We start from the raw sequence: 11,933 nt of genomic DNA on the forward strand, positions 1-11,933 counted from the left end.
CGGGTGGGCGCGACCGCTGGCCGGCCGGGCCCAGCTGGCCCTGCCCCGGCTGGCCGAGCTGGGCCCGGTCCGTACCGTGGGCGGTCGGCTGCCCGGCTGCGCCCCGGCGCTGCACCCCCGGTCGGGGCCGGTGCCCGACCGCACCGGGCAGGACGGCGACGCCGTCGTCATCTTCACCTCGGGCACGACCAGCAGCCCTCGGGCGGTGGTCCACCGACGGGCCGGGCTGGACGCCGGGATGCGCGCCGTCGCGGACCTGGTCCGGCCGCTACCCGACGAGCCGGTGCTCGGCGGCATGTTCTTCGTCCTGGTGCCCGCCCTGGCCAGTGGCGCCCCCGTCGCCCTGCCGGCCCGGTCGCCCCGGGTGCTCGCCCGGCAGGTGGCCCGGCTGCGCCCGCAGGCCAGCTACCTCACCCCGCCCCAGCTGCGGGCGCTGCTGGCCCTGCGGCCCCGGCTGTCCGGCCGGTTCTACAGCGGCTCGGCGCCGGTGAGCGCCGCCCTGCTCGACCGCGTCCGGCGGGCCGGCGCCGAGCAGGCGTGGGGGGTGTACGCGCTGACCGAACTCTTCCCGGCCGCCGCCGTCGAGGCCGGCGAGAAGGCCGTCTTCACCGGCGAGGGGGACCTCGTCGGGGCGCCGCTGCCGGGCGTGCGGACCCGGGTCGAGCCGGACGGGCGGCTGCTGCTCACCGGCCCCGGCCAGGCGCACCGCTACCTGGGCGAGGCCCCGCACGACTGGGTGGACACCGGCGACGTCGCCCGGCTCGACGGTGGCCGGGTCGTCCTCGGCGGGCGGAGCAAGGACATGATCCTGCGCGGCGCGGAGAACATCTACCCCGGCCTGTACGAGCCGGCCCTGCACGTCTCCGGGGTCAACCTGGCGGTGCTGGTCGGCGTGCCGGCCGAGGACGGCGACGAACGGCTCGTCGCCGTCGTCGAGCCCGAGCCGGGCGTCGATCCGCGGCGGTTGCGCCGGGCCCTCGACCAGGTCGTGGCAGGGATGGGCGCCGCCCGGCCCGACTCGCTGGTCTTCGCCCCGGTGCCGACCAAGGGCCGTTCCCGCAAGCCGGACCGGGCCGCCGCGGCCGTCCTCGCCGCCGCCGCGACCGGCCGGCGTGCCCCGGCGGGCGGTCGCCCCCGTGGCTGAGCAGCAGTGCGGAGTCCGCACCGGGGACGCGGACCGGCGGCGACCGGCACCGAGCCGGGGACGACGCCGGGACCGCCGGGTCTATCTGCGGCGGTACCCGGTGCTGTTCACCCTGCTCGCGGCGACCCGACGCTGGCCGGTGGTGCGGCTTGGGCGGACGCTGGTGGTGCACGACCCGGACGGCTACCTCGACGCGCTCACCGGGACGCCCCTGGACCGGGCCGCCGCCGGTACCGTGGGCGGCACCGCCCACCGCCTCGGCACCGACGGACTCCTGTTCGACCAGCAGGGCCCCGAGCACCGGCAGGCTCGCCGCGCCCTCACCGACGGCCTCGGCCCCGCCGGGGTGGCCCGGCTGCGTCCGGTCTGGACGGCGGTGCTCCTGCGGCGGCTGGCCCCGCTGGGCGCAGGCGAACCGGTGGACCTGGTGCCGGTGGTCGCCGAGCTGGCCGGCGCCACCACGGCGGCGCTGCTCGGGGTGGACGCCGACCCGGTCGCGCTGGCCGAGGCGGCCCGCCACGCCGCCGCCACGACCGCCGCCGAGCAGCTCCCCGGCCCGCGCCCACCCGGGCGGGCCCGCGCCGCCCGCCGGGCCGTCGCCGACCTGGCCGAGCTGCTCGACCTGCCGCCGGAGCACGCCGGCCTGGCCGGCATGCTGGCGCTCGCCGCGGTGAACACGACCGTGTCCGGCATCCCGCGCGCGGTCGCCTGGTGCGCCGACGACCGGCTGTGGGACCGGGCCGACGCCGCCGGCAGCCGGGACGTCCTGGTCGACGAGCTGTTGCGGGTCACCGCGCCGAGCCCGGTGCTGCCCCGGGTCGCCGCCGGGGCCGCGACCGTGGCCGGCTGCCCGGTCCGGGCCGGGGACCGGCTGCTGCTGGTCGCCCGGCATGCCGCCGGGGCGCACCGCACCGGGCCGGACTGCGCCGCCCCGGCGCCGGCCCGGACCGCCCGGCTGGTCTTCGGCGCCGGCGCGCACTCCTGTCCGGGGGCCCGGCTGGCCCGCGCGCAGCTCGCCGACACCCTCGCCGCCCTGGCGCCGTACCGGCCGGTCGTGGTGCGGGCCCGCGCCGACGGGCGCGCGACGCTGCCCGGCTGGGCGCGACTGGTGATCAGGGCCGGCCGGTGAACCTCACCGGGGCCGAGGTGGTGGTCACCGGCGCGAGCGGCTTCTGCGGGGCCGCCGTGGCGCGGGCCGCCGCGGCTGCCGGGGCCCGGGTGCGCTGCCTCGGCCGGCGCCCCGGCCCGGTCGGCCGGCACGTGCCGTGGGACGCCGGTCGCGCCGTGCCCGACCTCGCCGGGGCCGACCTGGTCATCCACCTCGCCGCGGCCGTCGGCGACCCGGTGCCCGGCCCGGCGGCCGAGCGCGCCTACCGGGCGGTCAACGTGGACGGCACCGCCCGGCTGCTCGACGCCGCCAGGGAGTGCCCGGTGGTCTGGGTGAGCAGCGCCAGCGTCTACCGGCCCGGGGGAGCGACCCTGGTCACCGAGGACCACCCGGTCGACGGGCAGCTCTCCGCGTACGGGCGCACCAAGGCCGCCGGGGAGCGGCTCGCGCTGGCGGCCGGGGCCGTCGTGCTGCGCCCCCGCGCCGTGTACGGGCCCGGCGACCCGCACCTGCTGCCCCGGCTGCTTCGGGCCCGCCGGGGCGGGTGGCTGCCGGTGCCCGGCCCGGACGTCCGGATCAGCCTCACCGCCGTGGAGAACCTGGTGGACGCCTGTTTGACGGCGACCGGGTGGCCGGCCGGGCCGTACAACATCGCCGACGATCGGCCGTACTCGCGGGACGCCGTGCTGTGCGCGGCGCTCGCCGCGACGGGCGCCCCGGCGCGGCTCGCGCACCTGCCGGTGGGGCTGGCCGGGGCCGCCGCGACGGCGGCGACCGCGTGGTCGAGGCTGACCCGCCGCACGCCGGTGCTGACCCGGTACGCCGTCGACCAGCTCGCCCGGGACATGGTGCTCGACATCGGCCGGGCCCGCGCGCGGGGCTACCGGCCCCGCCGGAGCTTTGCCGACCACCTGGCCCGGCTCGGGCCGCCGCAGCCGCGCGCGGAAAGGTGACCGGGCACCCGCCGGGCCGGCCGGACCGGCCGCCGGCGAGGCCGGGAGGACCCCGCCGGCGGTGACGGTCGAGGGCGCGGCGGGTCAGCTTCCGCCCGGCCCCGTCGCGGGCGACGTCACAGCACGGTGCAGACGACGCCGTTGAGGGTGAACGCGGTCGGCGGGACGTTCGGGCCGCCGTACGAGCCGACGAAGCCGGCGCTCGTGCTGCCCCCGCCGCCGGCGATCTGCCGGTTGTCGGCGGTGTTGGTGACCCGGACGGTCCGACCCACCTGCTCCCAGTTCGCGCTCCAGCCGCTGTTCACCTGCTGCCAGGTGGTGGGCCAGGTCCAGGTGAGCGTCCAGCCGTTGATCGGGGCGGCCCCGTTGTTGACGATGTCGACGGCGCCGACGTAGCCGTTGCCCCAGTTCGAGGTGTCGGTCAGGCGGACACCGCACGAACTGGTGGCGGGGCTGCCGGTGGTGAAGGTGAGCGGCGGTGAGGACCAGGAGACCCGGCCGGCGGTGTCCCGGGTCAGCACGTTGACCGTGTACCTGCCGCCGGGGACGAGGTTGCCGACCGTGAGCGAGGTCGCCGAGGTCTCGCCGAGCTGCTCGCTGACCGCACCGTTCTGCCGGTACACCTCGTACTTGGCGATCGGGCTGCGGCCCGGGGTGGCCGCGGGCCAGGAGATGGTCGCGCCCCGGTCGGTGACGGCGGTGGCGGTGGGCTGGCCCGGCGCGCCGGGCTGCCCGGTGACCGCGCCGGCCGGGCGCAGCACGAGCGTGGTCAGCGAGTACGGCGGCAGGACCCGGCTGGTCGCGCTGCCCGACTGGCCGGTGGCGATGGCGGTGGCGCCGTTGGTGTGGGTGTGCACCGTCGGCGCGGCGCCCGACGGGGTGAACCCGGCGTAGTCGATGGTGACCGGGTGCTCGTTGTCCGGGTCCTTGTTGACCAGCAGCACCGCGAGGTCCCCGTTGGCCCGGCGCGCGGCGTGCGCGGTGACCAGCGGCTCGTCGGTGCCGGCGCGGACGAGCTGGTCGCCGGCCCGGACGAACAGGTTCATCATGGACAGCCCGTGGTACGGCGCGAACGGCGTGTTCAGCGGCGGCTCGCAGACCGACCCGTCGGCGGTGCAGCCCCCGCTGGAGAGGATGCCGAAGTCGCCGTAGTCGGTGTGCCCCGCCACCTGCGAGACCGTGCCGATGCCGTTGTGCACGTTCCACCACTGCACCGTGAAGACCCCGTTCTCCAGCAGGTCGCTGTAGGCGTCGGCGAGGAACAGCGCGGCCGGCTGGGTGGTCCGCCCCGTGTCGACGTTCATCTCGGTGAAGCTGATGCCGATGCGTCCCGAGTTCGGCCCGGCGTACCGGGCGATCTGCTGCCGCAGCAGGTGGGCCGCGTCGTCGATGTGGCCGGTACGCTCCAGCGACTCGGCGGCGCTGCCGCCCGGGTACCAGTGCACGTCGACGAAGTCGATCTTCGGCCCGGCGAGGGAGAGCACCGTGGAGTTCCACGGACCCGGGTCGCTGCCGGCGGTGATGCCGTCCGGCCAGTTCCCCGGCATGGTGAGCACCGCGCCGACCTTGATGGTGGGGTCGACCGCCTTCATCGCGTCGGCGTAGTCGACGACCAGCCGGGCGTACTGGGTGGCGCTCTTGTCAGGGTGGTCGTCGGCCTCCCAGGCCGCCCCGTAGTGGCCGTTGCCGTAGTTCTCGTTGCCGACCGTCCAGAACTTCGCGCCGTAGCCCTTGGTGACGTTGGCGTACCGCACCCAGTCGGCGGCCTCGGCCGGCGTGCCGGTGCCGTAGTTCGCGATGATCATCGGCTGGGCGCCGACCCGCCGGGCCCCGGCCATGAACGTGTCGAAGTCGGTGTTCGGGGCGACGTACCCGCCGGGGGCGGTGTGGTTCTTCCAGTGGTAGATGTCGGCGTACGAGCCGCCCGGGTACCGCAGCATCTTCACACCGGCGTCGCGCAGCAGGTCCGACGTCTCGTCGGTGCCCAGGTTCTGGTCCCAGATGGCGTGGTTGACGCCGAGCGCGGTGTCCGGCACGGTCGCCAGTCCCGCCCGCGCGTTGACGGTGACGGCGACCGGGCTGGTCGCCGCGCTGACGCTCGGCGGGCTGACCGTGGCCGACACCGCCGCGACGAGCAGCAGGCTCGCGGCGAGGGCCGGCCAGCGGCGACGGGCGGACCGGGCCGGGCGCGACGGCGGGGACTGCGCGGGGCGCCAAGGGCTGATCGGTTTCTGCATGGTGGAGTTCCTTCGTGGGGTACGACGGAGACTCGCCCGTTGCCGGTGACGGGTGGCTCGCACCTGCGGGTGCGCCGGGGCGGCGGCGGGCGGACTCGTGGACGGACTGCCCGGTGGTCATCGCAGTTGCCGCCGTCCCCCGCAGGCCGTGCTGGCCCCGGTTGCCCATCGGACGACTGTCAGCCCCGCGCGGCGACTGATCGACGCATCAGAATCTCACGGCGGTACCGGACAGCTCAAGCCCGCCCGGACGCTTTCGGCCCGGGATGTTCCCGTTCCCGACCCGGTCCGGCGTCGTCCCCGGGATCGCCGGGTGGCCGGCCGGGTCAGGTGTTGACCGGGCGGCGGGCGATCAGGAGGACGTGAGTGACCGGCCAGTCCAGCGGCTGGCCGTCCGGGGTGGACAGGGCGGCGACCGGGTCGAGGCGATTGGTGGCGATCCAGTCGTTGCGGTACGGCCCGCCGGCGGGGCCGACCTCGAAGCCGACGTCGGCCAGCAGCGCCTTCCAGTCGGCGTACTCCAGGCCGCAGAACTGCTCCTGGGTCTCCGACAGCCAGTTGTCGGTGTAGTCCTTGCGGGTCAGGAAGTCCATCGCCGCGCCCAGCGTCAGTTCCACCACCGCCCCGGCCGGGTCCGCCACCGGCCGGTACGCGAACGGGAACCGCCAGTCGACCGCGAACTGATCCAGTCGGGCCCGCGTCGACAGCCCGGCGACGTGGGCCGCCGCCTCCGACGGCGGCAGGGACGCCAGGTCGGTGCGCGGCCGGGCCGGGTTCGTGCCGTCCGCCGTCGCCAGGCGCAGTCGCACCGTCCGGTCCTGGCCGTCCGGCCCGCACACGTCGCTGTTGATCCATACCCCGCCGGGCACGGTGTGGTCGTAGATGGCCTGCACGAACCGGCGCAGCGAGGCCATCCTGTCGCCGTACGACCAGATCTCGTGGGTCAGCGCGAAGGTCATCGTGGTGTCCACCGAGCGCGGCGCGAACACCGCGCCGCCGAGCACGTTGCGGCGGTAGAAGAAGACGTTGGGGTTGGTGAAGAAGCCCTGTGCCTTCTTGTGCACACACTCCTCGAACAGGTGCCGGGCCACCTCGACGCCGATCAGGTCGCTCTCCCGCAGGGCCGGCTCCCGGTCGGCCAACTCCAGCACTGCGCCGGCGCCGCAGCCGATGTCCACGATCCGCCCCGGCCGGACGAGCTCGCGCACCGCCGCCCACTTGCGCTGCGCGGCGTCGGCGAACGCCTCGGCGTACGTCCGGTAGTCGCGGGTGGGGGTCAGGCCGCCCTCGTCGCCGACGACGGGGTCGTTGACCACCGCCCGCACCAGGTCGTCGAGGCGGTAACGGGCATACACGTCGATCGTCGCGGGGTGGGCGAGGTCCCGCCACGACGGGTCGCCGTCGGCCAGCCGCAGGAGTACGTCCCACGGCCGGGCGGGCACCGGCGCGACGTCGGCCTCCACCCCGGCGATGGGGAAGCCGAGCCGCTCGTACATCGCGGCCACCTCAGGGGTGGAGCAGGCGACCACCGTGTCCGCCGGAGTCAGCTCCGAACCGGTGGCCGCCGCCACGTTCTTCAGGGTCACCTCGGCGAACCGGTCCGTCACGGCGGTGTCGAAGACCGGGACGACCACCGAGCGGAGCCCGGCGAGGACGCTGAACCGCTCGATCGCCGCCTCCCGACGGTGATAGGGGACCGGGTTGCGCCGGGTGTTCTCGTGGTTGGCCGAGGTGACCGCCCAGACCACGGTGGCCCCGTCCCCGTCCCCGTCCCCGTCCCCGTCGCCGGCGAGCTGGCGCAGGTACTCCGCCTGGAAGCGGGTCAACAGATGGTGGCGGCCGGGAAAGAGCAGGTAGCGCGGCATGTGATGTTCCTAGCCGATGCCGGTCGGGCACCTTCGCGCAGGGGTCGCCCTGCCTGACCACTCAGTCGGCGCGGATGCCCCGGCCCACCGACCAGCCCGCGTGCGGCGTCGCGTACCCACCGGTCACCTGTGAGCGCGGCGAGCACCTGGCTCACGACCGTGGGTAGACTCCGCGTCGCGGCCGGATCACCGTGTGCTGGTGCCATCCGGATGCCGTGACGGGGCAAGGGATGGGGTGGCCACCAGGTGAGGACTCTGCCCGCCGCCGCCGCCGACGCCGCCCCCACCGCCCTGATGGTCCTCGGCCCCGACGGCCGGTGCCTGTGGTCGAACGGGGCCGCGCGGCGGTTGGGGGTCCGGCCGGAGGACCTGCCGGTGACCCAGGTGGAGCCGGGCGGCCCGGCCGTCGAGGCCCCCTGGCCCGACCCCGCCGGCCCCGCCCGCTGGCTCCAGGTGCACTGCCAGGGCATACACCACGAAGGGCAGTGCCTGCGCCTGTACGAGGTGCGCGATGTCACCGCCGAGCGCCGGGAGCGCGAACAGGGGCGTAACCACCGCTGGCGCCTGGCCCACATCGAGCAGCTCGCCAAGGTGGGCAGCTGGGAGTGGGACGTGTCGACCGGCGAGATCGTCTGGTCCGACGTGCTGCTGCAGATGGTCGGCTTCCCGCCGGGCACCGCGCTGGACTACCCGTCGTACCGGAAGCTGTTGCACCCCGACGACGCGGCCCTGATCGAGCGGACCCTGGAGACCGCGCTGCGCACCGGGGCGCCGTTCTCGTTCACCCACCGGATGTACCTCGCAGACCGCGAGACGTTGCGCGTCTTCGAGTGCTACGGCGAGGTCTTCACCGACCGGGCCGGCGCCCCGGCGCGCGTCCTGGGCACCGCCCACGACATCACCGAGAGGCGCCGGGCCCAGGACGAGCTGACCCGGCTGGCCGAGCACGACCCGCTGACCGACCTGCCGAACCGCCGCGCCCTGCTCGCCCGCCTCGACGACCTGCTGGTCCCGGGCGGCGACCCGTCCGGCGCGCTGCTGCTGATCGACATCGACAACTTCAAGGACATCAACGACGTGCACGGGCACGGCGTGGGCGACGACGTGCTGCGGGTGCTGGCCCGGCTGCTCGCCCACCACCTGCCGCCCGGCACGGTGCTGGGCCGGTTGGGTGGCGACGAGTTCGCGGTCGTGCTGCCCGACGCCTCGGCCGGCGACGCCCTCGCCGTCGCGGAAAGCCTGTGCAACGCCGCTGTGGGCACCCCGGTGCCGCTGACCGATGCCGGGCTGCGGGTCACCCTGAGCATCGGGGCCGCCTCGCTGCGGCCCGGCGACAGCCGGGACATGGTGCTCGCCCACGCCGACCTCGCCCTGTACGAGGCGAAGAACGCCGGCCGCAACCGGGCCCGGCTGTACCTCCCGGAGCAGTACCGGCACGCGGTGCAGCGGGTCAACGTGGTCACCCGGGTCCGCACCGCCCTCGACGAGCACCGGATGCAACTCGACGCCCAGCCGATCGTCGACCTGCTGACCGGCGAGGTGGTCAGCCACGAACTGCTCATCCGGCTGCGCGACGGCCGGCAGCCGCCGCTGCCCCCGGCCGACTTCCTGCCCACGGTGGAACGCGACGACCTGATCGGCGAGCTCGACCGGTGGGTGGTGGCCACCGCCACGTCGGCGCTGGCCGATCGGTGGGCCGTGGCGGCCGGGATGTGCTTCGACGTCAACATCTCCGCCCGCTCGATGGAGTCACCGGGCTTCGGCGACTGGGTGGTGGAGCGGCTGCGCGCGGCCGGCGTCGAGGCTGGCCGGCTGGGCCTGGAGGTGACCGAGACGGCGGCGATCACCAACGTGGCGGCGGTCCGCAACCTGGCCCGTACGCTGCGCAACGCCGGCTGCCGGCTGAGCCTGGACGACTTCGGCGCCGGGTTCGGGTCCTTCACCTACCTCAAGCACCTGCCGTTCAGCACCGTGAAGATCGCCGGTGACTTCGTCCACCAGGCCGACCGGGGCGGAGCCGACCCCGTCCTCATCGACGCGGTCGTCCGCGCCGCGCACGGGCTGGGCATGCACACGGTCGCCGAGTCGGTCGACCGTGAACCGCTGGTGCCCGCGCTGCGCCGGCTGGGTGTCGACGCCGGCCAGGGCTTCCACCTGGGACGCCCGGTCCCGCTGGACATCCTGCTCGGCTCGGTCCGCGACGAGGGACAGGTCCGCGCCCCGGCCGACGCCGTGGCACGACATTCGGACCGGACACGGGTCGCCCCGCCGGGACCTGACCGCGGCAGCCGGCGAGGGCGGCGTTGACGGCGGCGAGCCCCGCACGCGATGGCGGTTCGCGGCGCGTACCCGCTGGTGGGCCGGGTGCCCGGCGTAGGCTGGACCCGTGGATCAAGAAGACCGGATCGCCCTTTTCCTCGACTACGAGAACCTCGCCCTGGGGGCCCGCGAACACCTCGGCGGCATGGCGTTCGACCTGCGTCCCATCGCCGACGCCCTCGCCGAGCGCGGTCGGGTGGTCGTGCGGCGGGCGTACGCCGACTGGTCGTACTTCGACGAGGACCGCCGGATGCTCACCCGGTCCCACGTCGAGCTCATCGAGATGCCCCAGCGGATGGGCGCCTCCCGCAAGAACGCCGCCGACATCAAGATGGCCGTCGACGCCGTCGAGCTGGCCTTCGAGCGCGCGTACGTCTCGACGTTCGTGATCTGCACCGGTGACAGCGACTTCACCCCGCTGGTGCACAAGCTGCGCGAGCTGAACAAACGCGTCATCGGCGTGGGCGTGGAGAAGTCCACCTCGGCGCTGCTGCCGCCCGCGTGTGACGAGTTCCTCTACTACGACCGCCTCGAGGGCGTCGACGTCCCGCCGGCCCGGGCCAAGCGCAACCGCCCGGCGCGGCTGCCCAGCCCGGAGCCGCAGCCGGCGGAGCAGGAATCCGAGCCCCAGCCGGCGGTCGAGGAGCCCGTGCGCGACGTCGACACCCTCTCCGTCCTGGTGGCCCAGACGGTGGCCGGCCTCCAGGGCAGCTCCGGCGGCGAGGTGACCGCCTCGACGCTCAAGCGCACCCTGCTGCGCAAGGACCCGACCTTCAGCGAGTCCGACTACGGGTTCCGGACCTTCGGCGAGCTGCTGCGGCACCTCGCCGCGCACACGGTGATCGAGCTGGCGGAGGGCCCGGCCAAGGGCGACCCGGAGGTGTCCCTGCCCGAGCACGGCGACCGGGAGGTGGCGTTCGCGCTGGTGCGTTCCGTGGTGCAGGACCTGGCCGGCGACGACGGCGAGGTGGCCCTGTCCGGGCTGAAGAACCAGCTCCGCCGGGTCCGGCCCGACTTCAGCGAGAAGAAGCTCGGCTACCGCAGCTTCCTCCAGTTCTGCAAGGCTGCCGCCACCAGCGGCGCGGTCCATCTGGAGTGGAGTTCAGAGGCGGACGACTATCTTCTCACCACACCGACCACCTGACCGCGCCGCGCCGAAAAGGGCCTGCACGTAGCGGAGTCGGTCGGTAGCGTGGGCGGGTGCCGCCGCAGATTCCCCACCCCGATCCCGGTGTACCGGACACGAGGGGGCCGCTGAGGTACATGTGGTGGCTGGTCCGCTGCCAGCCCTGGCGGGTGCTGCGCGGCAGCCTGTTCGGCACGGCCTGGATGATCGGGCTGTCGGTCCGGCCGTACCTGATCTCCCGCGCTGTCGACGACGGGCTGCGCGCCGGCGACGATGCCGCCCTGCTGCTCTGGGTCGCGGCGATCGTCCTCGCGGGCGTGGGCCTGGCGTGGCTCGGCATCATGCGGCACCGCACGATGACCTTCGTCCGGGAGGACGCGACGGCCCGCTCGGCGGCGGTCCTGCTGCGCCAGCTCGCCCGGATCGGCGCGGTGCTGCCGCGCCGGCTCGCCGCCGGGGAGGTCGCCACCGTCGGCGGCTCCGACATCAGCCACACCTCGCAGGTGCTGACGCTGACCGGGCCGGGGGTGGGCGCGATCGTCGCGTACGCGGTCATCGCCGTCGTGCTGTGGTCGGTGTCCCCGCTGCTCGCGGTGTGCGTGCTGCTGGGCGTGCCGGCGATCGCGCTCGTCGTCGGGCCGCTGCTGCGCCGCCTCGAACGGGCCGAGTCGGTCTACCGGCAGCAGCAGGGCGAGCTCACCACCCAGGCCGGCGACATCGTGGCCGGGCTTCGGGTCCTCGCCGGGGTCGGCGGCCGGGGCCTGTTCGCCCGCCGGTACGCCACCCGGTCCCGGCGCCTGCTGGCCGAGGGCTACCGGGTCGGGGCCGTCAACAGCTGGATCGACGCGCTGGCGGTCGCCATCCCGGGGCTGTTCCTCGCGGCCGTGGTGTGGCTCGCCGCCCGGATGGCGGTGACCGGCGACATCACCATCGGGCAGCTGGTCGCCGTCTACGGCTACGTGGCGACCCTCATCGTGCCGGTCTGGTTCCTGCTGGAGGGCGGCTATGAGCTGATTCGGGGCCGGGTCGCCGCCGGCCGGATCGTCGCCCTGCTCACCCTGGTCCCCGACGACGCCGGCGGCCCGCGCCAGTTCGCCGCGCCGCGCCAGCCGTGCCAGCCGGCCGCCCCGGGCCGGCCCGGCGACCTGCACGACCCGGCCACCGGGCTCACCGCCCCGGCC

8 protein-coding genes are annotated in these 11,933 nt (G+C 75.3%); 6 read left to right on the forward strand and 2 right to left on the reverse strand.

From position 1 onward, the window contains the following. The 3 genes from ABT023_RS28320 to ABT023_RS28330 form a co-directional block, all read left to right on the forward strand. Nucleotides 1-1,144, forward strand: a 1,144-nt coding sequence (locus ABT023_RS28320) for a class I adenylate-forming enzyme family protein (protein ID WP_350889663.1), incomplete at its 5' end; no start/stop codon positions are given. Then, nucleotides 1,137-2,273: a cytochrome P450 family protein gene (locus ABT023_RS28325; RefSeq protein ID WP_350889664.1), complete on the forward strand. Its 1,137-nt coding sequence runs from the start codon at nucleotides 1,137-1,139 to the stop codon at nucleotides 2,271-2,273. The genes ABT023_RS28320 and ABT023_RS28325, both read left to right, overlap by 8 nt. Next, nucleotides 2,270-3,205, forward strand: a complete 936-nt coding sequence (locus tag ABT023_RS28330) for an NAD-dependent epimerase/dehydratase family protein (RefSeq protein ID WP_350889665.1) — start codon at nucleotides 2,270-2,272, stop codon at nucleotides 3,203-3,205. Before ABT023_RS28325 ends, ABT023_RS28330 begins: the two co-directional genes overlap by 4 nt. Nucleotides 3,206-3,321: 116 nt before the next feature. Here the strand turns inward: ABT023_RS28330 and ABT023_RS28335 are convergent, their stop codons facing one another. Beyond that, nucleotides 3,322-5,442, reverse strand: a complete 2,121-nt coding sequence (locus tag ABT023_RS28335; RefSeq protein ID WP_350889666.1) for a cellulose binding domain-containing protein — start codon at nucleotides 5,440-5,442, stop codon at nucleotides 3,322-3,324. 326 nt (nucleotides 5,443-5,768) lie between these two features. Further along, nucleotides 5,769-7,307 carry a class I SAM-dependent methyltransferase gene (locus tag ABT023_RS28340; RefSeq protein ID WP_350889667.1) on the reverse strand — a complete coding sequence of 513 codons (1,539 nt, stop codon included), beginning with the start codon at nucleotides 7,305-7,307 and terminating at the stop codon, nucleotides 5,769-5,771. Between the two features lie 246 nt (nucleotides 7,308-7,553). Here ABT023_RS28340 and ABT023_RS28345 point away from each other — a divergent pair, with 246 nt between their 5' ends. From ABT023_RS28345 to ABT023_RS28355, 3 genes are all read left to right on the forward strand, one after another. Continuing rightward, nucleotides 7,554-9,614, forward strand: coding sequence for a putative bifunctional diguanylate cyclase/phosphodiesterase (locus tag ABT023_RS28345; RefSeq protein WP_350889668.1), 2,061 nt, complete (start codon nucleotides 7,554-7,556; stop codon nucleotides 9,612-9,614). Between the two features lie 79 nt (nucleotides 9,615-9,693). Next, nucleotides 9,694-10,770: an NYN domain-containing protein gene (locus ABT023_RS28350; RefSeq protein WP_350889669.1), complete on the forward strand. Its 1,077-nt coding sequence runs from the start codon at nucleotides 9,694-9,696 to the stop codon at nucleotides 10,768-10,770. Nucleotides 10,771-10,826: 56 nt separating this feature from the next. Continuing rightward, nucleotides 10,827-11,933, forward strand: a 1,107-nt coding sequence (locus ABT023_RS28355) for an ABC transporter transmembrane domain-containing protein (RefSeq protein ID WP_350889670.1), incomplete at its 3' end; no start/stop codon positions are given.

The organism is Micromonospora sp. NPDC002296 (genome assembly GCF_040296145.1).
In the GTDB taxonomy this organism is placed as follows: domain Bacteria; phylum Actinomycetota; class Actinomycetes; order Mycobacteriales; family Micromonosporaceae; genus Micromonospora.